This window comes from Thermocoleostomius sinensis A174 (genome assembly GCF_026802175.1).
Classification (GTDB): Bacteria; Cyanobacteriota; Cyanobacteriia; order Elainellales; family Elainellaceae; genus Thermocoleostomius; species Thermocoleostomius sinensis.
In genome coordinates this window covers 2,661,983-2,687,160 of record NZ_CP113797.1, presented here as the reverse complement: position 1 = coordinate 2,687,160, position 25,178 = coordinate 2,661,983, and the positions used below count along the sequence as shown (strand labels likewise).

General features: G+C 47.9%; 22 protein-coding genes. 12 read left to right on the top strand and 10 right to left on the bottom strand.

From position 1 onward, the window contains the following. Positions 1-57: 57 nt before the first annotated feature. The gene (locus OXH18_RS11585; RefSeq protein WP_268612939.1) at positions 58-1,260 is read right to left on the bottom strand and encodes a glycosyltransferase family 4 protein; all 1,203 of its coding nucleotides are present in this window, start codon (positions 1,258-1,260) and stop codon (positions 58-60) included. 52 nt (positions 1,261-1,312) lie between these two features. Then, a complete protein-coding gene (locus tag OXH18_RS11580) occupies positions 1,313-2,515 on the bottom strand; it encodes a glycosyltransferase (protein WP_268612938.1) in 1,203 nt (400 codons plus the stop codon). 1,652 nt (positions 2,516-4,167) lie between these two features. On the opposite strand from OXH18_RS11580, the gene rfbF reads away from it, so the two are divergent. The 7 genes from rfbF (at position 4,168) to rfbG (ending at position 11,323) form a co-directional block, all read left to right on the top strand. Then, the gene (rfbF, locus tag OXH18_RS11575) at positions 4,168-5,019 is read left to right on the top strand and encodes a glucose-1-phosphate cytidylyltransferase (RefSeq protein WP_290428452.1); all 852 of its coding nucleotides are present in this window, start codon (positions 4,168-4,170) and stop codon (positions 5,017-5,019) included. Next, a complete protein-coding gene (locus OXH18_RS11570; protein ID WP_268612937.1) occupies positions 4,943-5,995 on the top strand; it encodes an NAD-dependent epimerase/dehydratase family protein in 1,053 nt (350 codons plus the stop codon). The genes rfbF and OXH18_RS11570 overlap by 77 nt, the downstream gene beginning before the upstream one ends. Before the next feature lie 125 nt (positions 5,996-6,120). Then, positions 6,121-7,362 carry a class I SAM-dependent methyltransferase gene (locus OXH18_RS11565; RefSeq protein WP_268612936.1) on the top strand — a complete coding sequence of 414 codons (1,242 nt, stop codon included), beginning with the start codon at positions 6,121-6,123 and terminating at the stop codon, positions 7,360-7,362. A gap of 125 nt (positions 7,363-7,487) precedes the next feature. Continuing rightward, positions 7,488-7,715, top strand: a complete 228-nt coding sequence (locus tag OXH18_RS11560) for a hypothetical protein (RefSeq protein WP_268612935.1) — start codon at positions 7,488-7,490, stop codon at positions 7,713-7,715. Between the two features lie 38 nt (positions 7,716-7,753). After that, positions 7,754-8,728, top strand: coding sequence for a phytanoyl-CoA dioxygenase family protein (locus OXH18_RS11555; protein WP_268612934.1), 975 nt, complete (start codon positions 7,754-7,756; stop codon positions 8,726-8,728). 206 nt (positions 8,729-8,934) lie between these two features. Further along, complete coding sequence (locus tag OXH18_RS11550) at positions 8,935-10,164, top strand: class I SAM-dependent methyltransferase (RefSeq protein ID WP_315874649.1); 1,230 nt, start codon at positions 8,935-8,937, stop codon at positions 10,162-10,164. Positions 10,165-10,189: 25 nt separating this feature from the next. Further along, positions 10,190-11,323 carry a CDP-glucose 4,6-dehydratase gene (rfbG, locus tag OXH18_RS11545; protein WP_268612932.1) on the top strand — a complete coding sequence of 378 codons (1,134 nt, stop codon included), beginning with the start codon at positions 10,190-10,192 and terminating at the stop codon, positions 11,321-11,323. A 65-nt stretch (positions 11,324-11,388) separates the two neighbouring features. On the opposite strand, the gene OXH18_RS11540 is transcribed toward rfbG, so the two are convergent. Next, positions 11,389-12,948 (bottom strand): VanZ family protein, encoded by a 1,560-nt coding sequence (locus OXH18_RS11540; RefSeq protein WP_268612931.1) that lies wholly within the window; start codon positions 12,946-12,948, stop codon positions 11,389-11,391. Between the two features lie 143 nt (positions 12,949-13,091). Between OXH18_RS11540 and OXH18_RS11535 the strand changes: the two genes are divergently transcribed. The 3 genes from OXH18_RS11535 (at position 13,092) to OXH18_RS11525 (ending at position 16,833) form a co-directional block, all read left to right on the top strand. After that, complete coding sequence (locus tag OXH18_RS11535; protein ID WP_268612930.1) at positions 13,092-14,708, top strand: glycosyltransferase family 39 protein; 1,617 nt, start codon at positions 13,092-13,094, stop codon at positions 14,706-14,708. 207 nt (positions 14,709-14,915) lie between these two features. Next, on the top strand, positions 14,916-15,533 hold the full coding sequence (locus tag OXH18_RS11530) for a DUF1003 domain-containing protein (protein ID WP_268612929.1): 618 nt from the start codon (positions 14,916-14,918) through the stop codon (positions 15,531-15,533). A gap of 874 nt (positions 15,534-16,407) precedes the next feature. After that, on the top strand, positions 16,408-16,833 hold the full coding sequence (locus tag OXH18_RS11525; protein ID WP_268612928.1) for a hypothetical protein: 426 nt from the start codon (positions 16,408-16,410) through the stop codon (positions 16,831-16,833). A gap of 82 nt (positions 16,834-16,915) precedes the next feature. Here OXH18_RS11525 and OXH18_RS11520 read toward each other — a convergent pair whose 3' ends face one another. The 6 genes from OXH18_RS11520 to OXH18_RS11495 form a co-directional block, all read right to left on the bottom strand. Then, complete coding sequence (locus OXH18_RS11520; protein ID WP_290428451.1) at positions 16,916-17,701, bottom strand: amino acid ABC transporter ATP-binding protein; 786 nt, start codon at positions 17,699-17,701, stop codon at positions 16,916-16,918. 215 nt (positions 17,702-17,916) lie between these two features. Beyond that, on the bottom strand, positions 17,917-19,131 hold the full coding sequence (locus tag OXH18_RS11515) for an amino acid ABC transporter permease (RefSeq protein ID WP_268612927.1): 1,215 nt from the start codon (positions 19,129-19,131) through the stop codon (positions 17,917-17,919). Positions 19,132-19,221: 90 nt separating this feature from the next. Next, entirely contained in the window at positions 19,222-20,409 is a 1,188-nt protein-coding gene (locus OXH18_RS11510; protein ID WP_268612926.1) for an amino acid ABC transporter permease, read from the bottom strand. Between the two features lie 169 nt (positions 20,410-20,578). Then, positions 20,579-21,667: an amino acid ABC transporter substrate-binding protein gene (locus OXH18_RS11505; protein WP_268612925.1), complete on the bottom strand. Its 1,089-nt coding sequence runs from the start codon at positions 21,665-21,667 to the stop codon at positions 20,579-20,581. A 387-nt stretch (positions 21,668-22,054) separates the two neighbouring features. Then, entirely contained in the window at positions 22,055-22,270 is a 216-nt protein-coding gene (locus OXH18_RS11500; RefSeq protein WP_268612924.1) for a hypothetical protein, read from the bottom strand. 224 nt (positions 22,271-22,494) lie between these two features. Continuing rightward, complete coding sequence (locus tag OXH18_RS11495; RefSeq protein ID WP_268612923.1) at positions 22,495-23,463, bottom strand: glutathione S-transferase family protein; 969 nt, start codon at positions 23,461-23,463, stop codon at positions 22,495-22,497. A 185-nt stretch (positions 23,464-23,648) separates the two neighbouring features. On the opposite strand from OXH18_RS11495, the gene OXH18_RS11490 reads away from it, so the two are divergent. Next, positions 23,649-23,849, top strand: a complete 201-nt coding sequence (locus OXH18_RS11490) for a hypothetical protein (RefSeq protein WP_268612922.1) — start codon at positions 23,649-23,651, stop codon at positions 23,847-23,849. A gap of 35 nt (positions 23,850-23,884) precedes the next feature. On the opposite strand, the gene OXH18_RS11485 is transcribed toward OXH18_RS11490, so the two are convergent. Then, entirely contained in the window at positions 23,885-24,466 is a 582-nt protein-coding gene (locus OXH18_RS11485; RefSeq protein ID WP_315874708.1) for a CPBP family intramembrane glutamic endopeptidase, read from the bottom strand. Positions 24,467-24,607: 141 nt separating this feature from the next. On the opposite strand from OXH18_RS11485, the gene OXH18_RS11480 reads away from it, so the two are divergent. Further along, a complete protein-coding gene (locus OXH18_RS11480; RefSeq protein ID WP_268612920.1) occupies positions 24,608-25,132 on the top strand; it encodes a universal stress protein in 525 nt (174 codons plus the stop codon). Positions 25,133-25,178: the final 46 nt, after the last annotated feature.

The window sequence follows — 25,178 nt, the reverse complement described above, 5'->3', positions numbered from 1 at the left end:
ACAGTAGAACGATTCAAGTGATTAGGTGATATCAAGAGACTAGTGTCATCAGTTTGGCTATGGCTCATGTCCAATTGAATCAGTCGTTACTCCGGAAAAGGCAGGAATCATTTCGCCAACCGGAATATGACGAGGCAAGCTAGCAAGGGACTTATATACATCTAAATTGGCCGCGGTAATTTGTTCCCAGGTGTAATTCAAACGAACGTATTGTCTAGCTCGTTCCGCCATGAGTTTCATTTCCTGCGGATGCTGAATGGCCCAATTAAGAGACGCTGCACAGGAATCAACCTGGCCTACCTGAAATAACAATCCCCGATCGTCTTTTAGTAACTGACGATGTGGCAGAATATCACTGGCAAGAACTGGAATGCCTTCGACCATTGCCTCTAACATGGCAAGCGGCAACCCTTCTAGCTTAGATGGCAACACAAACAAGCCGGCCCCTCGGACAATTTCTGCCAGTTGGCTGCCCCGCAGTTCTCCTGTAAATAGCACGTTCGGATCGTTACCGGCACTGTGAATTAATTTGGCTTTGAAGGCAGGTGTATCGCTATTACCTCCCACAAAAACTAACTTCCAATCTTCTAACCGCAGGCTTTGGAAGGCTTTGAGCAGTAAATTCGGACACTTTTCGGGAACCAATCGCCCTAAAAACAGAATGTAGCGCCTTGGCTGCAACTGTAGCGACGAGCCGAACGCAAACGTTGGATCAGAGGCGGCATACCTAGCAGGAGCCGTAGGAATGTAGAGCGTCTGCCGATCGTAAGTTTTCTGAAAATACGATCGCAGTTCTTCAGATACCACAATCAACTCATCGGCAAAGTTGACGGCAGCCTGTTCCCCCCAGCGAATTAACCGACTCGATAATTTTCCCCATTTGTCCCGCTTCCAGTCTAATCCGTGGCACGTTACCACAATTTTGGCAGAGCAAGAAATGCGAGATAACCAAGTGAACAAAGCGGGGCCAAGGGCATGGAAATGAATGATGTCATAACCAGCCCCCAGCGAAAACAATGCGCCCAGCACCGAACTTGACATGGCATCCAGTCCTTTTTTACCGGGGCAGGGCAAGGAGATCACGCGGATACCCTCAAAATCGTAATAGTCAAATGGAGAGAGGGAAATACAAGACGATCGAGCAAATAAATCAACGGAATGACCTTGGGCAATCATTCGAGGATAAATCTCAGCACAGTAATGCTCAATGCCTCCTTGAGTTGGAGGTAAACCTTTCGCACCAATGACAGCAATTTTCATGGCGATGCTCCTTCGCACGGGGGCAATTATCTAGAGGAAGCAAACGAAGCTTTTAGGGTTGCCAACGCGACAGCATGTCGTCGTACAGATGGCTGATGACAGTCCGAGCGCTATAGGGCTGAGCGGCTCGAAGGCAAGATTGAACAGAATAGATATCAGGATTTAGCAAAACTTGTTGAATGGCAGCAGCAATGGTTTGAGGAGCGCGATCGTCGCAAACAATACCGCTTTCGGCGGTCAGAAGATGGGGAGTTTCGCCACAGGGGGTTGTCACCACAGGAGTACCACATGCTAGGGCTTCGAGCGCTACTAACGGTAAGCCTTCATGGATGCTAGTGAGTACCAATACACTAGATAGGCGATGTAAATTAGCCAAGTCTGCTTGTGAAAGTGCTCCCAGTAAAGTCACTCGAGGCGTTAGCTGTAGTCGAGCAATTTCTGCTTGCATCACAGTAGTCAGTTCGCCATCTCCTGCTACTAAAAGATGAACATGCGGATGCTCTAAGGCCGCAATCGATTGCAGTAGCAAAATCGGATCTTTTTGGGGATGCAGCCGACCCGCAAACAAAATAAAGTGGGTTTCTGGATGCAAATTGAATTGTTTTGTCAATTGAATTCGCTTGGCTTCCCGCTCTGGTGCAGATAACGGATAGAAAATATCACCATCTACTGTGTTTTTAATGAGGGCTACTTTGTTGGCGATCGCTGGATATTGTTGTTGATAGAAGCTCGCTGACTGAGAATTACAGGAGAGAATTTGGTTAAACTGATGGACAAGTAATCGCTCTAGTGCAAAATAAGCGGCTGGAAGATGCTGCCACAGAATGGACGTACTATCTGATTGCTTCTGAGCCACTGCCATCTGTTGATGAATATCGTTATGGATAAATAGCGTTTTGTCTCCTGTCCAGCCAAATGCAGCCAAAGACGGCTCCAGTCGATGAAAATGCAGAAAGTCTGAGACAAAGCGGTGTTTTAGCAGCGCCAACGTATATTTAACAGTTGTCGGAATTCGTTGACGAATGTTGTCATTGGATATATAAATTAACGGCATGAACTGAATTGGGCGTCCTGCTAGTTCCGCGTCTTGCCACTGTCCGGTAGGGTCAACGGACGTGTGTGCTGTTCCCACCAGGCGCACTGTCCAATCACTAGGGGCATATTTAATAAACGATCGAATCACGGTTTGAATCCCGCCGATCGTTGAATGCCAGGGATTAAATTGATAAAAAATTGTCAGCACGGGTTGACGCATGACACACAACCAAAGATTCAACTAGTTCTACAAACACCGACCATTGATCTTGGTCAAGCAATCAATTTTGATAATTGAACGTCACTAGCCAGCAAAAGGTTCAACAATCAGTACGAAAATCGATCGGCAATGGTTGCACCAAGTTAACGATAAGTTGCACTGAGCAAACGATTGACTAGACTATTAAAGGTAACTTAGAGAAACCCAATAACTAGGCTAAGTATGCCTGTTCAGGCATAGCCAATACTTGTATTGGGATGCATTGACCCATAAAAGCTGATAACGTTAATAGGCACTATTCAATTGAAGAAATATTCAGTTCGTCAGCTATTCAGTTGAAGAGATATTTGATTGGAGCGTTATTCAATTCAAACGATCGTCTACTCAGCAAACATCGAATCAGGGGACTACGGCATCTCCCTGGATAGGTCACGGTTTAGGATTGAACGTGAAAACAAGTTCCACCAAAGAATTCTTCGCCTCTGCTATCGAAGAAGTTCTTCTAAATACCTAAACTCACCCAAACCATATCAGGATAGCTATCTTAGGTATACCTGAATTGTTTAAACCTTATTCGGTTTTTATGGAAGTAAACATAGGATTTAATATAACTTCATTTGCTTCCTAAAATTACGGTGGATGCCGCTATCCAAGTAGTTTACCCTAGCTTCACAAGGTATTTCCCTTTTATAAAGTTTAGGTGAAGTTGGCTCAAGTCTGTCATTGTTCTCTATGGATTTGCTGTAAATATGTGTTTCATCGGAGTTCCACCTCGGCACATTCTTAAAGATCTCGTTCACTTGAGTCGCGATACAGAGAGGCTGTCTAGTTGAGTTTCTAGTTGAGTTTTAAGTTTTGTCCCTGTAAAGGCTAAAGAGCTTAGGGTTTATTCAAGTTTGTCGTCTAGTTTATTTTTTGCGTTTGGTTTGAAAATCAACCTCAATGGTTTTCGTCTATTGTAATCAGCGTTGTAGGAATCAGCGTTGCCCATTTTTCAGTAGACCAATTAATAGACAAAATCGGCATTGGAAATGAGTGGGTATCTCCTAGGTTTAAAGCTTGTGAAGCTATGGGATCAGTGCCTTTTCAATGTTCGCTCTAAAAACAAGTTGCTTGAACGTTTTAACGTCAGTACATTACTCACTCACCTCTGCTGTACGATTGAGTTTGAAGCACAACGTTGAAACTACGAAAGTGACTTACCGCGTTAGGAAGCGATCGTGACGATCGTCTGACCTGAATCAATCTTGTTGATGGTAGAAGTATAAAATTGCTTGGATTCATTGAACTCAAGTTTTGCGTTTTTTGAGTAATATTGCTTGTTTTAACCACAATTCTGACTGGATAACCTTGCCTGACTGGATAACCTTAATCCAGCTTCTCGTTCAATTGTGTGGTGTGAGTAAACGTATCATTGATCATTTTTGATCTCGTGGATATAGGCTAGTTCTTCTGTGTCAAAAGTAATTCATGTAAATGCGATCTCTCTAGTCAAGGATTTAGAGCAAAATTAACTCAGTCCGCTCGTGACAGTTCAATCGCATCCATTCAATCGCATCCATGCTTAATACCAAACTCTAACGTCAAGATCTTCAAACGTCGTATTGAAATCCTAACGTGGAGTTGTAACCATTGGACAACGGAGTTTTGTTATGAAAGTCGCAATTCTAGCAGGTGGATTAGGTTCACGACTGGCAGAAGAAACGGAATTAAAGCCCAAGCCGATGGTAGAAATTGAAGGGCGTCCCATCCTGTGGCATATTATGATGCATTATGCCCACTATGGCTTTAATGATTTTGCGATCGCGCTTGGCTACAAAGGAGAAGTGATCAAGAAATATATGGTGGAATACTGTTCGCTCAACAGTAATCTCACTGTGCAACTGAGAAATGGCGAAGTGAGAACCCATGACGGCTATGCTCTGGATTGGATAGTTGATTTAATTGATACCGGAGCCAACACCAATACGGGCGGCCGCATCAAGCGATTGGCTCCCTATATTGGCAATCAAACCTTTATGTTGACCTGGGGAGATGGGGTCTCCGATGTGAATCTCTATGATTTGCTAGCATTCCATCGATCGCATGGCAAACTGGCCACCTTAACGGCTGTGCGCCCCCCTGCTCGTTTCGGTCATTTGAATTTAGAGTCCGATCAAATCGTTGAATTCTCGGAAAAGCCCCAAACGCGAGAAGGTTGGATCAATGGGGCGTTCTTTGTTCTAGAACCGGAAATCTTTAACTACATTGCCGGAGACGAGACCCAGTGGGAAAAAGAACCACTGGAACAACTAGCTAAGGACGGGCAGTTGATGGCCTATCGCCATACGTCTTTCTGGCAATGTATGGACACGCTGCGTGATAAGCGCCTGCTGGAATCGCTCTGGCAAAGTGGTAATGCGCCTTGGAAAACATGGGAGGAACACGATGCGAGTATTATTAACCGGCCACAAGGGCTATATCGGAACCGTAATGGTGCCCATGCTGTTGGCGCAGGGGCATGAGGTTGTTGGGCTAGACAGTGATCTGTATGCAAGCAGCACGTTTGGCAGCGGTATTTGTCCCATTCCTGACCTGAAAAAAGATGTACGGGACGTGGAAATTGCGGATTTAGATGGATTTGATGCGGTGCTTCATCTGGCTGGGCTGTCCAATGACCCACTAGGTGATCTCAATCCTGAACTCACCTATGAGATCAACCATCTAGCCTCAGTACGTCTAGCAAAACTCGCCAAAGCAGCGGGCATTTCTCGGTTTATCTTTTCGTCTTCGTGTAGCAATTATGGGGCGGGTGGTGATGATTGGTTGACGGAAGAGTCAGCGTTTAATCCGGTAACGCCCTACGGTCTGTCGAAGGTGCTCACCGAGCAAGATGTCAGTAAGTTGGCAGATGATGACTTCAGCCCCACGTTTCTGCGGAGTGCTACCGCCTATGGCGTGTCGCCTCGGTTAAGGTTTGATTTGGTGCTAAATAACCTGGTGGCCTGGGCCTACACTACGGGGTTAATTTACCTCAAAAGTGATGGCACTCCTTGGCGTCCGATCGTTCACATTGCTGATATCTGCCGAGCGTTCATCGCTGTTCTTCATGCACCGCGTGAAGTAATTCACAATCAAGCCTTTAACGTCGGTCGTAATGACGATAATTATCGGATTCGTGAACTTGCCGAAATTGTTCAAGCGATCGTTCCCAACTGCCGGATTGAGTACGCAAAAGGTGCCGGGCCTGATAAGCGCTGCTATCGCGTCAATTGCAGCAAAATTCAGGAAGTTTTGCCCGAATTTAAACCCGAATGGAATGCCCGTCGTGGGGTTGAAGAACTTTACACCGCCTACCAACAAGTGGGAGTAATTCTGGAGGACTTTGAAGGCACTCGATACAAACGTATTGCGCACCTGCAAAACCTACTAGATACAGAACGCCTAGATTCAACCTTGCGTTGGCGCGTGAAGTCTTTGGCAGTTTCGGCTGTTGGTTGAGGAAGCAGGGGTTGGGGGTTAGGAGTCCGGAATTACCTTTAACTTTTAACCTTTAACCTCATCCTTCGTTCTTCTCTCTTTTCTTCGCCTTGTTTTCTTCGTCCTTTATTTCCTGATTGTCCACAATGAATGATTTCGAAAATGGTTCCAAACCAACTTGTCATTCCTGCGGAAGTTCTGAGCTTGAACTAGTGTTGTCGTTTGGTCAAACACCGTTAGCGGATGCATTGCTAACCCACGAGCAACTGGAGTCTAACGAGATCTTTGCGCCGCTTGATTTGGCGTTCTGCCCAGATTGTGGGCTAGTGCAAATTACTGAGGTTGTGCCACCAGAAATCTTGTTCTGTCGCAACTACCCCTATTTCTCGTCGGTGTCTCCGTCGCTGTTGAAGCACTTTAGCGACAGTGCCCAAGCAATTATGCAATCGCGATCGTTAAACAGCCATAGTTTGGTGATTGAAGCGGCTAGCAATGATGGCTATATGCTGAAGAACTTTGTCGAGCAGGGAATTCCCGTCCTCGGCATTGATCCGGCCCAAGGCCCCGCAGAAGCCGCCCAATCAGCGGGCATTCCCACCTTGTGCACTTTCTTTGGACAAGATCTAGCGGCACAACTGCGATCGGAAGGCAAGCAAGCCGATGTGTTTCTCGCTAATAATGTTTTGGCTCACGTTCCTGATCTAAATGGGTTTGTGGAAGGTATTCACATCTTGCTGAAGAAGGCGGGGGTCGCGATCATTGAAGCTCCCTATGTGGTGGATCTCGTTGATCACTGTGAGTTTGATACGATCTATCACCAGCATCTTTGCTATTTCTCTGTCACCGCCTTAGACAAGTTATTCCGTCGCCATTCGTTGTTCTTAAATCACATTGAGCGCATTGCTATTCATGGCGGCTCGCTACGCTTGTTTGTTGAACCTCATGAAGCGGTTGGAGATTCAGTAAAAACGCTACTTCAGCAAGAACGCGATCGGGGTGTTGATCGGGTTGAATTCTATCACCAGTTTGCCGATCGGGTGTCGAGCATCAAACAGACATTGCGTAAGCAGCTATCTGGCTTGAAGCAGGAAGGTAAGCGCATTGCTGCCTATGGAGCCGCTGCCAAAGCCACGACAATGTTGTCCTATGTAGGGATCGATCAAACCTTGGTGGATTATGTAGTAGATCTGAATCGATTCAAGCACGGGCGTTATATGGGTGGCAATCATCTGCCAATTTTTCCTCCTTCAAAGCTGCTCGAAGATAAGCCGGATTATGTATTGATTTTGGCTTGGAACTTTGCCGATGAGATTATGCAGCAACAGCGTCAATATCATCAGCAAGGTGGTAAATTCATTGTTCCAATTCCTGTTCCTACTGTAGTCTAAGCAATTATTTCACGAGTTGCTTAGCTCCATGAAACTTTTCTACTTGGTTGTGAATCGATTTATTTGCGATCGACCATTGTTGTCGAGTTTTAATTACTGTCAAACTCGATCATGAGGAAACTCTGATGATTCTTGAACTAAAACAGTCCTATTGTTTAGCTCGTTCCCAATTGAACGAGATTAGCCAGCTTTGGCGTCCAAGGCGTCACGGCTGTCTTCCGGTTGCAAACAGTATGGAAAACAACATGGTCAAAGTCTTGGCACGGCTGCAATCTTGGTTGCAGAACCTACTGGCAATTCGACGCGGTTCTATTGCTAGAGCAGGTTCTCGTAGCGTACCGACTCCACCGTGATCTGTTGATGGACTCTTTAAACCCAAGGAGAAAGTAAATTGAATACAGTCTACGTCGATGCAGTGGTCAGCGATCGAGTGAGGCGTGAGCGACTCTACCAAGGTCAGGTGTTTGTGTTTACACCTCGTCCCAGCACAATTGCCCTTTGCGAATTTGCCCGTGAGATGATTGAGGCTGCCTTTAGGGGACTTGATCCCAAAATGGCTCAGTATCATTTGCCGGTTGAACAGTATGTCGCGATCGTGGCTCCACTGAAACCTCAGTTCATTCACCACCCCAAAACCAAGCACCTGATCCGCGAGATTCTTGAGGAATTTGCCTGTGATTTACACATGACCTATCTGGATGTACCACGCCTGCGTATGACTACCTCAGATGGGTATTTAACCAGCGGTGTCGGCTATGCATTTCATCCCCATCGCGATACGTGGTACTCAGCCCCGATGTGCCAACTCAACTGGTGGCTGCCAATCTATGAGTTTGAATCTGAAAGTTCATTAGCGTTTCATCCTCGTTACTGGAATCGATCGGTGAAAAATGAATCAAGCAGCTTCAGCTACTATGAATGGAATAGCAACGGTCGTAAGCACGCAGCACAGCACATTAGAAAAGACACTCGGAAACAACCCCATGCCACTGAAGTGATTGAGTTGGAACCTCAGGTGAGAGTCGTTTGTGAAGCAGGAGGAGTCATTCTATTTTCTGGCGCACAGCTTCACTCCACCGTTCCAAATACCTCTGGTTTGACTCGCTACAGCATTGACTTTAGAACTGTAGATATTGAAGATGTGATTCATCGGCGAGGTGCACCCAATCTCGATTCTGCACCACAAGGAACGTCTTTAAGAGATTTCATGCGAGGAACTGATTTTTCCCGCATCTCGGCTGATATATTAGCACTATACGAGGATAACCCAGGAACAGAAGAAGGATTACTGTTTCAACCAGAACTTGACCAACCGGAATTCATGTCGTCTGACCTCTTCGTACCTGCCTCTTCTTCCGCTGCCTAGCTCAAGTTTGTCGGATGGCTCCAACTGAGAAGATTCCTGTGAATGCCTTGATTCGAGAGACCAGGATAGATTACCTCTGAGGAGTCGTGCGATCGAATTCGCAAGGGGTGCATTCTACGGCTAAAAGCCCCTTGCGTTTCCTAATCTTTCATAAAGTTCGTCATTAAACGGACAGCCATAGCTTCCACAATTTTCTGGAGTTTATTATGTTAGTGCAACCATCTTTTGAACCTGCTCATGCTGTGACTCGAACTACAAAGGTACATAAAACTTGTCCAAACTGTGGACATGGTGAATTATCAGTTTTTTACGAGGTTCGGAATGTACCTGTACATAGCTGCTTGATGCCTAATACCCAATTGGAAGCTTTAGATTTTCCCCGCGGTGATGTTGTCTTAGGGCATTGTGAACACTGTGGCTTCATTACTAACATCGCTTTTGATGCCAAGTGGTCGGCCTATGCGCCCAATTATGAGGATCAGCAAAGTTTTTCACCAACATTCAATCAATTTGCGATCGATCTTGCTAATCGCCTCATCGAGAAATACGATCTCTACGAGAAAGACATCGTGGAGATTGGCTGTAGTAAAGGTGATTTTCTGCTGCTGCTGTGCGAGTTAGGCAATAATCGAGGTGTCGGGATTGATCCGAGTGTGGTTCCAGGACGGGTGAAGAGTGCTGCTGCCAATCGCGTCACGTTCATTCAAGATTATTATGGCGATCATCATGCCAAGTATGTAGGTGACTTTATTTGCTGTCGCCATACGCTAGAGCATATTCAACCGACTGCTGAATTTTTAAGCACTGTGCGGCGATCGATTGGCGATCGGCTAAATACGGTGGTTTTCTTTGAAATTCCTGATACCCTTCGCGTGTTGCATGATCTGGCGTTTGAAGATATTTACTATGAACATTGCTCTTATTTCACCCCCGGATCGCTGGCGCGGTTATTCCGTTCCTGTGGGTTTGAAATTCTCGATCTTTATTTAGCCTATGGTCAACAATATTTGATGATCGAAGCTCGGCCAGTGACACATTCTTCCGATCGAATTTTGCCGCTAGAAGAAGCCCTAGAACAAACCGCCGCCGATGTGCAGTATTTTGCAGCGGCGATCGAAACCAAGCTATTCCACTGGAAACAACACCTGGTAACCTTACAAGATCAAGGAAAGCGCGTTGTTATCTGGGGATCAGGATCTAAATGTGTGGCATTTTTGACAACGTTGGGCATGGCTGACCAAGTTCAATATGTGGTCGATATTAATCCCCATCGTCATGGCAAATTTATTCCAGGTGTCGGTAAAGAAATTAAATCACCGGAATTCCTCAAAGTCTACCAACCCGATCAAATTATTGTCATGAATGCAATTTATTGTGCTGAGATTCAGAAGATGCTGAATGGTATGGGTGTTGGTGCCGAAATTGTTGCATTGTGATACGCCATTGTGCTGGAGAAAGCGGATGTTAAATCATAATTTTTGGCAAGGTAAGCAAGTCTTTATCACGGGTCATACTGGCTTCAAAGGCAGTTGGCTATCGCTGTGGCTACAGATGCTAGGGGCAGAGGTGACAGGGTTTGCCCTAGAACCACCAACCAATCCCAGTTTGTTTGAACTGGCGCGAGTAGCACAGGGAATGACCTCGATCGTGGGCGATATTTTGGATATGGCGCATTTACAGCAAGCGTTGAGGGCGGCTCAACCAGAAATTGTCATTCATATGGCGGCTCAACCGTTGGTGCGGCGTTCCTACGAAAACCCGATCGAAACTTATTCTGTTAATGTACTGGGTACAGCCCATCTGCTGGAAGCGGTGCGCCAGGTGACAAGCGTGCGGGCAGTGGTCGATATCACCACAGACAAATGCTATGAAAACCGCGAATGGCCATGGGGCTATCGTGAAGACGATGCGTTGGGAGGTTATGATCCCTACAGCAGCAGTAAAGCTTGTGCCGAGATGGTGGTAGCCGCCTACCGCAATTCCTTTTTTAATCCCAAACGCTATGAAGAACATGGGGTCGCGTTGGCAACGACCCGCGCTGGTAATGTCATTGGCGGTGGCGATTGGGCGGCCGATCGCCTTGTGCCCGATATTCTCAAAGCATTGATGCGCGATGAGCCAGTGCAAATTCGTCATCCCCAAGCAACCCGCCCGTGGCAGCATGTACTGGAACCGCTGAATGGCTATCTCATGGTGGCAGAGCGATTATACAACGAAGGAATTGCCTATGCTGAAGCCTGGAACTTTGGACCCAACGACAACGGCGTGGAAACGGTTGGCTGGATTGCTGATCGGCTGTATCAATTGTGGGGGAATGGAGCTAGATGGCAACGCGATGCGTGCACCACGCACGTCCATGAGAACACCTTCCTGAAACTGGACTGTTCCAAGGCCCAAACACGGCTTGGTTGGCGTCCTCAGCTTGATTTACACACCACATTACAGTGGATTGTGATTTGGACGAAAGCCTACCAAGCTGGTGCGAATATGCGAGCGATCACCGAGGGACAAATTCGGCAGTTTATGGCGATTGATGCAACTCGTGCCGCGGCGCTAGGGGAAACAACAGCCGTGCCACAGCTCGTTCTCCATTAACCATAAAACCAACCTCAGTCAGGGCAGTTTGCGGGCTGTCCTGGCCCATCCATTTGCCCCAACAGTTAAGCGTTATTCCGACGATTAGTTGGTTGGGAAGCGGAAAGTAAGATAACCCGTTGTAATAACCGTACTGTAATCAATGCGGTTACAGCCAACAATCCGATCGCCAACCCCAAGTTCACAACACTGAAACTGCGATGTGCACTACTTGACCAGACAAACTCTAGCAGTAAGGTAGGGAGAGCAATGCCGCCAAGACCTAGCCCGCTGTAAATTGTAAAGGTGCGTGCTGAGACGATAGCGATTAAACCCAAGAGAATACCTAATGGTATAAAAATTAAACTGTAATAAGAAATTTTATATGCCCAAAGTTCAGCAGGACTTAAGCGAACACTCCACTCGCTAAAAGGTAACAGATAGCGAAAGAAAATCACTTCAGGGCTGAGATCAATTGAATAAGCTTTCTGCACTCGATCGATGTAGCAAACTAATCGAGAATAGCGATAGGTCATTACAACACGATGAGGAACTTGATCGAGAAAAAAATTAGGAACAAGTAGTTCCGGATATTTAGCATTCTCGCCTGTAATAGGAGTTCGCAGCCGAATCGCCAAATCGTGACCTTGCTGCCCTAGGGTCAAATTACGCAACAGCGTTCCGTTCGAGATCGAAATGATTCGAGCCGGCCCAGTTTGGGAGGCGTGATGAGTGGCTACGATAGCCAACAGCGTCAATTGTGATGACTGTTGAATCGATCGAATGAGAGTGGCGAATGCTCCCGGTGGGGGAAAGCTGACAGCATTGGCACTCCAAAATAGATCCGGAAATTTCCCAGTTTGATCAGTATAGATCCCGGGTGCTTTTAACTGATAGGACACGAGGGGAGAAGTAAATAAGGCATGGTTTGAGAGCAGCGCCGCCACCTCTGTTTCTGAAAGTGCGGCATCATAGAGTGAGATAGCTGCCAGTTGCCCTTGCCAAGGTCGATCGCCTGTGGTTTCATTTCCCAGTACCAGTGGAAACGAATCATCCCAGTTGTTCAGATGCGTTTGCGATTGCAGCATCATGGCGAGACCTGCTGTCAACAGCACATATCCCAGAAATGCCACAGACAAAATTTTCAACGCTAGCTTGGTGCGGAGGCAACCTAGCAGATTTGGAACTCGATCGACTGCTTTTTCCGCCGTAAACCACAAAGTAGCACCTGTGCTGCCCCCTAAACTATTAGCAATAAGGTCGGTCACAGTGGGAGTGCGTTTGGGCAAAAAGAACTGTAACAGTTCCACCAACATGGACAGGCTGGTGCTGAGAATGGCTGCAATGATGAAGGCGACCCAACGCGAACGTCCTTGCTGCCGAATCAGTCCAGTGATGCCGTATCCAAACGGTACGAACAATCCAATATTGCCAATTTGGTCAATTAAATTGCCAGAGCGATTAAAGTAGGCGAATGCCTCAATCGGTGCAAGTTGGGGTGGGGAAAAATTGAATGGAAACAGAGTCGCCACTAAAATCAACCCAATTCCCCCGATTGTCAAGCCGACGGACGATCGTTTCAGAAAATTGCCTGATTGGGGTGGCAAGGCGGAGTTAGATCTGTCAGCAGTCGAAAATTTTCTCATAAACTGACTTACATAAACTGCCCAACTTACGATCAGCGAAGCAACTGGAACTTACCAGAACTTAATAGACAACATTGATTCATCATAGCAAGTCTATTTTCTGTCCTGCTTGTTGTCCAGTGATAAACCATCCAAAATTCATCATGAGTGCGAAAACAAAATCATTCTATTTTTCATTACCATTTCAATTAATTATTCTATTTATTACAGTTTTAATACTCGGTGTGTACTTTCGAGTGACGCATTTAGATCAAAAAGTATACTGGCATGATGAGGTGTTTACCTCCGTGCGGGCATCTGGATACACTGCAGAAGCAATTATTCCTCAAGTGTTTTCGGGTGATCCTATTACCTCAGAGACATTGTTACAATATCAACAACTCAGTGATACACACGGTTGGAGCGAGACTTGGCAAGCCCTAACTAGCAATCCTGAACATCCACCGCTGTATTACTTGGCTGTGCGGCTGTGGATGGAATGGTTTGGCAGTGGAGTAGCCGCTGTGCGCAGCTTATCGGTGGTTTTGAGCTTGCTCACCCTGCCCGCTCTCTACTGGTTCAGCCAAGAGTTGTTTGATCGTTCCTATCAGTCTCCTCAGGGTTCGAGACAGGCATTGTGGGTAAGCACCCTTGTCATACTGCTCTGGGCAGTCTCTCCGTTTCATGTGCTCTATGCTCAAGAAGCGCGGCAGTCAAGCTTGTGGACGTTGGTAACTATTCTGTCCTCGGCAGCCCTACTGCGATCGTTGCGCTTGCAAACCCGTACCAGTTGGCTGATCTATGCGATAACCGTCGCGTTAAATCTCTACACGTTCTTGCTATCGGTGTTCGTGTTCGCCTGTCATGGGCTGGTGGTGTTGGCAACGCGGCCGTTCTCGTGGCGATCAATTCGACGATTTGCAGCGGCGCTGGTTGCTGGGGGACTTGCTTTTCTGCCCTGGCTGAGGATCATGATACGCAACTGGGACGTTTTACAGTCTAAAACTGCGTGGACAACCCAATCTCCGCCGCTGTCAGTACTCGCTAAACTGTGGGGATTGCATTTCAGCAGTACGTTTATCGATCTAGGACTGCCCCTCGATCACCCCTACACCTACCTTGTACCGCCGCTGGTATTGGCGCTGATAGCCCTATCTTTGGGGAGGCTGTGTCGTCAAACCCCTCGTCGCGTTTGGTTGATGGTTGTCTTATTAGTCGTGCTACCTGCGTTGTCCCTGATCCTTCCAGATATCCTTGTGGGTGGACAGCGATCGTTAAACACCCGCTATTTTGTGCCCAGTTTAATTGGCGTGTTGCTGGCGGTGGCATATCTGTTGGCTGGCTGGATACAGCATCCATCCGTAAGGCGTCAGCGGTGGGGATACGGACTTTTGACCCTGCTGCTGACGGTGGGGATTATCTCCTGTGCAGCAAGCTGGCAAGCAACCGCTTGGTGGAGCAAAGGCGTCAGTTACTACAATCCCACTGTGGCGGACTTTCTTAGCCAGTTTGACCAGCCTGTGATTGTCAGCAGTCTGGCTCCTGATACCCTTGGCAATGTAATTTCCCTCAGCCGTGAGGTCGCTCGCCGCGATCGCTTGATTTGGTTTCAGTTGGTAATTGATCCGGCTGTCCCCCTCCGTTGGCAACCAGGCGATCGGTTTTTGTATTACCCCACCGAGTCCTTGAAGCAATCTCTTCAAGCAACGGGAACGCTGCAACTGGTTCCGGTTGAACCACCGACCGTTCCGTTAGTTAAACTGGTTGCTGCCCAGCCCTAAATATCTCTAAATACTCAGACGTTCAACAAATCAACCAAGTTGAGCATAGAGTGCTGTCATCCCACCTCTGATCGCTGATGGTGTCTACCTGTGGACTCTCTATGGATCTCTATCCATCTAGACTTGTGTTTGGATTCTGCGGTTGCCTATCCTACGATAGTTTTTGAAATCATTCAAAATAACAACAGAACAAAGGATTGAATGCCAATGAGCGATCGCTCTCATCCACCGTCTAGGGACACTCAAATGTATTCTGGATCAGTGTATATCCGAGGTGAAAAATATCCGTTGCCGCAACAGGTCATTGACAACATTGAAACGGTGCTGGGGTTTCAAGCGAAACAAGAGCAATGTGAGCCTTGGCATGAGCAACTCTTAACCAAAATTGCTGCCGTTTTTGGTACGTCTTATTTTTTGTATGCTCAACTGTTATTCTTTACTGTCTGGATCATCTGGAGTCAAACGACCGGCGATCTAACCTTGCCGTTCAATCTCCCTAAATATAGGGTTCAAGATCAATTTCTGGATACAGCGGCTCTATTAATCGCCACAGGTGTGCTGGTGCGCCAATCGCGCCAAGAAAAACTGGCTGAACAACGATCGCATTTGATGCTGCAAATTAATCTTCTCACTGAGCAAAAAACCGCCAAAATTATTGGACTGTTGGAAGAACTGCGGGTGGATCTGCCGAATTTGCACGATCGCCATGATTGGGAAGCGGAGATGATGAAGCAAGCCACTGATCCGCAAGTGGTGCTCAACATTCTCCAAGAAAATCTTAACCCATCTCCTGATGCGGAGGAACTTCCAACCCTGGATGTATAATTAATCGAAACCTCCTGGAGCGCTCGGTTTTGGCGGATTTAGCTCGTGCCCTCATGATCTGGACGAGTTGATTCAAACGCTGCAACAGTGAACCACGCGCAGCTATCTCCACATCTATCAAGGGTCACACCGACAAGCAGGGTGATCGATCGGGAAGCTTCTTCGCTGTTGTCCGCTATTGACAACGAAGACGATCGCCGGCATCTGCCTCGCATCAGGAATAAATATTATAAAAATCTATCATCTTCACGCAACTTACACTTTCTTCATCTAGCGTAGAAATAGCAGTAGAGAGATTTACTGCATACCGGAACGGGCTGTTATTCTCTAGAATTTGATACAGGACAAAGTATCTGCCATGATATAGGTAATAACCATCACAAGTTTGGTGTGTCTGTACTGGGTTGCGTCGCTATTTTGTCAACCGGTAGAAATTTGTCGAGTACCGCTGTCGATAAGGGCAACAGGGGCACATCCTCGATCGAAACAAAAATTAAGTGAAGGTCGAAATAGCCCCAATCGTTGGGCAGTGATTGGACAACGATAAGATTGTATCCTTGGTTCCTGAAAGTCAATAGTTGCCTGCTAGTAACACCATCTAGGGATTGAAGTTTGCCTCAGAAAAGCCAGATAACAACCATGCTGCTAAGTGATTGTTGTCAATGGAGTTGTTGTCAAGTGAGGTTTCATGTGGGTGCGTTGCCTTCAGCAGCCAGCGGGGTGGATTGGTTAAGGCGAGTGGATAGAGCAGAACTGCTTATCGGTTTATCGGTCAGATTGAGTCTCAGATCGAGTCAATGTGTGGGGCGATCGCCTTTTGTCACGCTTTAGCAACAAGTTGTAGTGAGTTTGTACAGCGTTTCTAAACTTTCCTATGGATAACATCAATATCGCAGATTTTGAACTTTATCTAAACTGGGCTGTCAGCATCCTCAAAACTCAAGATCCACAAGTGATTCAGTCCTTCAAGGAAGAAGCCAACCTGCGCCTCGATCGCAACAGTTTGAACAATATTCTAGTCGCTGCGCTCCATCATCTTGCCGATAGCGACTTAGATGCATTTCGCTGGGCTTTACACAACTACGATTCGGAATTCTATACAGAGTTACGGCGGCGAACGGTGGTTGCGGCGGCTCGGCAACTCATTCGGCAAGGTTGTATTCCCGGACAAGACTTCAGCAGCTTACCGGTGGGTGGCTTGCTCGTGACTCCTCGTGCTAAGGAAATTCTCTGGAAGCATACGTCTCCGTTTAGTGAGTACCTGCTGCGAGAGATTCTGCACACGCTACAACCTGCTTAGGGCAACTAAGATCTCGAAGAATGATCTCGAAGAATTCGTTGACTGTAGGCGGTTGCCTCATTCGCTAACTGATAAACCCTATCTAAAGGATTTGGGACAAGAACTTCTTGGTACGCTCCTCTTGGGGGGTGTTGAAGAATGCTTCCGGGGTGCCTTCTTCCACTAACACGCCGTCGGCCATCAGCACTACCCGATCGGCTACCTCGCGGGCAAACCCTACTTCGTGGGTAACACATACCATCGTCATGCCGGATTTGGCCAGCGATCGCATCACATCTAATACCTCCCGCACCATTTCTGGGTCAAGTGCCGAGGTTGGTTCATCAAACAGCATGATTTTGGGTTGCATCGCCAATGCCCGGGCAATGGCTACTCGTTGCTGTTGCCCGCCAGATAGTTGACCCGGAAACTTGTGCGCTTGTTCCAGAATGCCAACTCGTTCCAGCAGTTGCATCGCCACTTCTTCGGCGCGGGCTTTAGTCCAACGGCGGACCCAGATGGGAGCCAGGGTAATATTGCTTAATACTGACAGGTGGGGAAACAGATTGAACTGCTGAAACACCATCCCCACCTCCCGCCGAATGGTTTCAATATTCTTCAAATCGTGCGATAGGTGAATGCCGTCGATGATGATACGCCCTTTTTGATAGGCTTCTAGGGCATTAAAGGTGCGAATGAACGTGGATTTACCAGACCCTGAAGGGCCCATAATGACCACAACCTCGCCCTTTTTTACCGTCAGGCTTACACCCCGCAGCACATGGAAGTTGTTGTCATACCACTTTTCTACGTTCTCAGCAATAATCATGTCTTCCGCGCCAGTTTGAGCCGCAGCCAGAATGTCAGCATCCGTTTGAGATTGGGTCATTCGCTTATCTCCCTGTCAGTCCACAAATCAGTCCACAAATCAGTCCACAAATTAGTCCGCAAAATCCAGTCACAAACCCTATTGGGTTGATTGTAGGTAAACCCCGATCGAGGCGTTGTATCAAGCTAGCCAAGTCTCAAATACAGCCAGTGCTAAGTTGGAGGGCTAGAGTTAAACGCACAACCTGATGGAAAAATCATAGCTTCTTAGCTCTGTTAGTGACCCGTGTTTAGTGATTCTTCAAGCCTACGACTACCTAGCGACATGCCGTAGCACAGCACCCAGTAGATTGCACCAATGAAAATGTAGGCTTCCCAATAGCGCCCAATGAACTGCGGGTTAGCCAAAATAGCGCGAGTAATGCCCAGCAAGTCAATAATGCCCACGATCGCTAATAGCGTGGTATCTTGCAGCAAGCTAATGAATTGGCCCACGATCGCCGGAATCGAAATTTTTAGCGCTTGCGGCAGCACAATCAGCCCCGTAGTCAACATTGGGTTCAATCCCAGGGCATTGGCCGCTTCAGTTTGACCGCGCGGAATAGCTTGCAGTCCACCCCGCACATTTTCAGCCAAGTATGCTGCGCTGAATATTGTTAGCCCGATAATAGCCCGCAAGATGTTATCCGGCCGCACTCCTTGGGGCAAAAACAGCGGGATCATATTCTGTCCAATAAACAGAATGGCAATCAGGGGAATGCCGCGAATGATCTCAATGTAAAGTACCGAAAGCCAGCGGATCACAGGCAAACTACTCTGTCGTCCCAAGGCCAGCAGCACCCCCAACGGAAAACAAAGCACAATGCTGACCACCGCCATAAAAATGGTCAGCAGCAGCCCGCCCCATAAACTGGTTGAAACGGCGGGCAAGCCAAAGCCACCCGCCATCAGCCACAGCACCACAAAGAAAGAGAGAAACCAGACCAGTGGAATCCATTTGCCCAAGGTCGGTGTGGTGCGAGAAACTCGGCGTCCCACCCAAGCCCCGATCAGCAAGAGGGCAATGACACCCAGCATCAGCAGCCGGTAGAAGATGGGAGTGGGCATCAGCAGCGCCAGCAGGGATGCAATGGCGATCGCCGCCAGCACCGGACGAGTAAATAAGGTTGCAGCATTGCGTGCCAGAATGCCCCAACTAAGTCCAGCCAAGCTAGCAATGAGCGCCAATACAACCCAGAGACGCCAGTATTGCGCCGCTGGAAACCGCCCCACAAAGAACAGTGGCCAGTTAGCCGGAATGACTTGCCACTGTGCCACCGTCGTTGCCCAACCTAGAAAACTGGTTAGGGTATTAAACAACAACAGCAGGATGACGATCGTTAGTAGGCTGTTAAACCAATCGCTGAACAGGTTTTTTCGTAACCAGGCAACCGGCCCAATCTGAGCTACAGGCGGAGGAGAGGCAGAAGAAGGAGGATGAGTAGTGGTCATGGGAGTAGGGCGCAGGAACATTAAAGCAGGACATTAGAGACAGATACACCACTGCAAGATACAAACCGCATGGGGGGCAGGAAAAACGGCTTAGCGTTCTTTGAGTTGAACCGCGCGATTCAGGGTATTCATCACGACGGAAATGATGAGATTAATCACCAAGTACGTTGCCGCAATTAACAGCATCACTTCCACAGCCCGCCCTGATTGGTTTAGCGCCGTAGCCGCCGACGAAAAGATGTCCGGATAGCCGATCGCCAACGCCAAGCTAGAGTTTTTGGCCAAGTTCATGTATTGGCTATTGAGGGAGGGAATAATCACCCGTAGCGCTTGCGGAAACACCACGAGCCGCATTAGTAAGCCTTGCTGCAACCCTAGGGCTTTGGCTGCCTCCCACTGACCTCTAGAAACGGCTTGAATCCCAGCCCGTACAATTTCAGCAATGAAGGCTCCGGTGTAGAACACCAGTCCTGCCAGAACGGCTGAGTACTCCAACGACAACCGCAATCCGCCCGTGATTGCGTTGGACTCATTTAATTGAGGAAATTGCCATCCCAGCCCTATGACAAACAGCAGCAGCGCCGCTATCCCCAAAACGACGAGGGCAATCAACTGGGGCTTGCCGGAGACGCCCTGTTCTTCCATAAGCTGAATGCGCCAGCGCCACAGCAACAGCGCCACGATCGCTGCCAGGATCAGGAGTCCAAAGGAAATCCACGAAATTGGCGTATTGGCAGGCCAGGGAATCACAATTCCCTGTCGAGTGAAGAAGACAGCACCGAGGAGTTGGTTTGGGGGCTGATTGGCTCCTGGTTGGGCCGATCGCGACAAGCTGTAGAACACCCCGAAGTACCACATGAACAGTTGCAGCAGCAGCGGAATGTTGCGCACCAACTCTACATAAACTTGGCTAATTTTACGTACCAGCCAGTTGTCCGAAAAGCTGGCAATGCCGGCAATGACGCCAACAATCGTCGTGAGTACAAACCCAACGAGGATCAAGCGTAGGGTGTTAACCAACCCCACCACAAATGCCCAATAGTAGCGATCGTTGGGCGAGTAGGGAATGATGCTCTCTCCAATGTTAAAACTAGCGGTGTTAAACAGGAAGGAAAAATTAAACTGTCGCCCCTGTTGCTGTAGGCTTTGGTTCATATTGCCGATCAGTAGGGATAAGATGGCAACGATAATGACCAAAACTATGACTTGCAGGGCAATGCGCCAAAACCGTTCGTCTCGCCACAAGGGAACTTTTTCACGATCGCTAGCGTGGGTCATCTCTGGTTGTATGGATGAAGGATGAAAGAGGAAGGATGCAGCCCTTCGGAAATAGTGAGGATGAGAACGAACATTAAGCCTCCTGCTAGGGCAGGTTTTGGCAGGGCCTGATTAGCAATGAGCAGCCGTTACAGGTGAAGATGCTCTAGCGCGACCTGCCCTTCGGGGCTTAGCGGAACGGAGGTGAGTACATTAGCCCGCCCTCCGTCCAGAGTTGGTTTTGTCCACGCTCTAAATTGAGTTCCGAGCCTTCACCGACATTGCGTTCATAGATTTCACCGTAGTTGCCCACCGCTTCGATGACTTTAACCATGAAATCGTTCGGCAACCCTAGCTGCGTGCCCAAATCACCCTCTACCCCCAGAAAACGCCGAATCTCTGGGTTTTCACTTTGAAGCTGCTGCTGCACATTAGCCTGGGTGATGCCAAACTCTTCTGCCTGGATTAAGCCAAACGTCACCCATTTGACAGCATCGTACCACTGAGAATCGCCGTTGGTGGTGACAGGGCCCAGTGGCTCCTTCGACATGACAACATCCAGCAGCACATGCTCATCTGGATTGGGCAACGTCGTACGACGAGCCGCCAATTGCGATCGGTCTGAGGTAACGCCTTCGCATCGGCCTTCCGCATACGCAGCATAGGTGGCGTCGGAATCTTGAAACTTGACTTCATTGTAGGTGACACCCAGTTCACGCATTCGGTCCGCCAAGTTTAATTCGGTCGTGGTTCCGGTTTCTACACAAATGGATTTGCCTTCGAAACCTTCAAGATCTGTAATTCCAGAATCTGTCCGTACCATAATGCCCTGACCATCAAAAAAGGTAGTCGGAGCAAACTCTAATCCATTACCACCAGCGGCATCGCGGCTACTTGTCCAGGTGGTGTTGCGAGATAACATATCAACTTCGCCACCCGATAATGCTGTAAAGCGCTCGGTAGAGTCCAAGTTGCGATATTCTACTTTTTCTGCATCGCCAAGGACAGCAGCAGCAACCGCTTTGCATACATCGACATCTAACCCAGAGTAGTTCCCACTAGAGTCTACAAAACTGAAACCTGGAATACTGCCTTCAACGCCACAGACAAGCGTGCCTCGAGATTTGACAGTATCCAAGCGGCTAGCGCCACCTGTCGTTGCTGTGGTTGTCGTTTCAGACCCCGAACCCGCTGTATTAGATGCTGTTGGCGAGTTACAGGCGGATATGGTGACTACTGAAAGTGCCACTGCCAGCAACAAAGAACCCCTCTTTTGCATAGCTATTGTCTTTACTCCTTGCACTGAGAAAACAAACCTTGAGAACAACCATTCATTGGGGTTGAAAAACGTACAGAGTTCACTGTACATCTCCACGGAAGCAGTTACTCAGCGGCGCTCATCCAAGTGAATCATTCTCGAGACAGGATCGAATGCCGAATCTAGAAACGAGGTCTGAAGCCTCGTGCTTTTTCTGCGACACCGCTTTTCACCTTTTCAACCTTCTCTTGGTTTATGTTTTCTTTTTGTATCACAGCTTACAACTCTTTCTCATCCAAACGAGCCAAAAGTTAAGTGTTTGAAGCGTAGCGATCGCCAGATGATGGAGGAACGAGCTAGATACCAAATTCCAGTAGGATTCAATGGTGTAGGAAGATAGGCACACCGCTAACAGGCTTGATCTTGAGCTAAATCTCGAATCAACGGCAATCGCGACCGAATATAGTCAGTCAAAATGTCTGCTTCAACATTATTGAGCGATCGTTCGGAACGTACTCGACGCAGAAGCCACTGTGCCAAGCTTGGATCATCCATCGTCAGGGGAATACTGGCCCGTGTCATCTCCACCAGAGACCAAAATTGCCGCAACATTATCGGACTCATGGTACCCTCCGCTTAAGACTTTCTTCACTTTTACCACTTTACCCAATTACACTGTTACCAGAAGTGATCGCAAACAAGATGACACAAGAGTTACAAATTCCGTAACAAAGCGATCGATAAGTTGATGGGGGTTCAGGGAAAAAGTTCCATTGATATTGCCAATCAAACTCGATAGCCAGCCGAATAACTAGGCAGGATCAGGCGACCTGTGATGCGATCTGTAATCAAGCAAATTGTCGATCGCGCCCATGGGCACTCTCCAGATCAAGGATTGGACCTTTGGGCACTAACCGGGTTGGGTTCACTTTAGGGTGGCTTTTGTAATAGTGCAATTTAATGTGTTCTAAGTTACACGTCTCCTGGATACCCGGATACTGGTAAATATCGCGCAAGTAGCCCCAGAGATTGGGATAGTCTACAATGCGGCGCAAGTTGCATTTGAAGTGAAGATAATATACTGGATCAAACCGTAGTAGGGTTGTAAACATGCAAACGTCCGCTTCAGTGAGGCGATCGCCACAAAGATAGCGTTGATTTTGCAGAACCGTTTCCCAGCGATCAAGCGCGTCGAACAATTCGGTAACGGCTTCTTCGTAGGCATCTTGGGTGGTGGCAAACCCCGCCCGATACACACCGTTATTAATAGGTTGATAAATAGCATCGATCGTGTCATCGATTTGCGATTGCAACACTGACGGATAGAGATCGAGATGGGTAGTAGCAATGTCTGTGAATTCGGTATCGAACATGCGGATGATTTCACGAGATTCATTATTGACAATCGAATTCGTTTGTCGATCCCACAATATTGGTACAGTGACGCGCCCAGTATAGTCGGGTTCAGCTTTCACATACAGTTCCCACAGATAGTTGGCATGATTGACTGAATCGGGAATCGCTCCGGGGGCATCCGAAAACTCCCAACTGTTTTGATCGATAACCGGATCAACAATCGAAATAGAAATAGCATCTGTTAACCCTTTTAATTGCCGCAAAATCAGCGTGCGATGGGCCCAAGGACACGCTAGCGATACATAAAGGTGATATCGATCGGCTTCTGCTTGGAATCCGCTTGATCCATCTGCCGTAATCCAATTGCGAAAGGTAGTAGACGGTCGCACAAACCGCCCTTTGTCATCTTCCTGCTCGCGTTCAGGAATCCATTTACCGTGATCTAAAATTCCAAGTCCCATGAGTGCTGGTCTCCTACTTGTCTTCTACTTGAAGGGTCTTACCTGGGGGTACTTTCAATTGCTGTATTGCCTATAACCACCGTCAATCGAAAATTCATTTATTTTCAGGAATAGGCAAATTTCACGCTGAAGCTGTACTCGTTACGCCATTTCTTCCTCCTTGCCACATGGTCTCCACTTCGTTAATGAGTTCCTCTCAATCCAACGTTACTTCCTTAGAATGCTGCATCCGAACGGCGTTGGAGTTGGGCGAGCTTTCGCCAGGACTAGAATTACAAATCAAACAGTGGGAGACTCAGCGCCATCTTTCTGACTACGATCGCACATTGTTAACGATTTTGCGGGAGGCAATCGAAGAAGGATGTATCCGACGAATTGGCCCCTAGCCATTGAGGAACACCGAGGCAGAGCCTAAAACTGTTTAGTTGCTGAACTTCCAGATATAGCTGGAAAGCAGATTGGTAGTAATGTGTGCCAGAATGGGCACCAATAGATTTCCGGTTGTCATAGCACTGATTCCTAGCACTAGTCCGATGACCGTCGCCCACACTACATAAGACCAATGTTGCGATCCACTAAAATGCAGCACTCCAAAACAAACACTTGAAATTCCCAGTCCAAACCAAGTTAGCCCAATGGCAGGCAGCATCACCCCTCGAAACAACAGTTCTTCGCTCATACCGGGCAACAGCCCCAACCAAATCAAATCCGGTAATGCCAGTGGTTTAATGACGAGTTGCAGATAAAAATCCGCGCTCTTGCGATAGGCCGGCCATACTTGGTAAATGGCAGAACTGGCGAGACTAATGGCCACACCCAGCCCCAGCCCTAAAAGTAGCGTTGGGAACGACCACAATAAGGGCAGCAGAGTAATAGAGGGATCAAACAATAGCCATAACCGCGCCGCAATGAGCAAAACCACTGCGGTGGCACCCATGGCAATCAAAATTTGGGTACGGGTCAGCGGTTCAATGTTGGGGTTGGGTGGAGTCTGTTCAGGCACGGTGGGAAAGAAAGACGTAGTTTCTCCGATTTTAACGATATCGCCTGCGATCGGTCTCTTCACAAGTTTCTCAGATTGTTCTTTCATAATCAAATGAGTGGGGAGTAGCGCTACAGAAACCCATTCAGCAGGAGAAAAGCGATGTTTCAAAGAATTCTTGTTGCGGTGGATGATTCGCCAATTAGTGAACAGGCATTTAACGAAGCGCTAGATCTAGCTAAACAGAGCAAGGCTGCCTTGTTGCTGCTGCATGTGCTTTCGTCAAATGGACAAGCAGGGCCGGTGGTTCCAACCTTGATTCCTTATTACTATCCGATCGTTACCGATGCAGTCATAGAGCAATACCGAGAACAGTGGGAAGCTGCTGAACGACGGGGGCTAGAGCGTTTACGATCGTTAGCCACTCAAGCAACCAGCTTGGGCATACCAACCGAATTTACTCAAAATATTGGCAACCCAGGGCCGTTGATTTGTCAGGTTGCACAAGATTGGCAGGCAGACTTAATTGTGTTGGGTCGTCGCGGCCACTCTGGACTGAACGAGTGGCTGATGGGCAGTGTCAGCAACTATGTCATGCACCATGCCGCCTGTCCTGTGCTAGCGGTTCAAGGCGCAACCCCTTCATCTAGACATGCGATGAGTGATGAGGCAATCACTACTCGTTAAACTGGCGCGCCGCTGGGTAGGCAAGTCAGTCTACCCTTACCTCCTC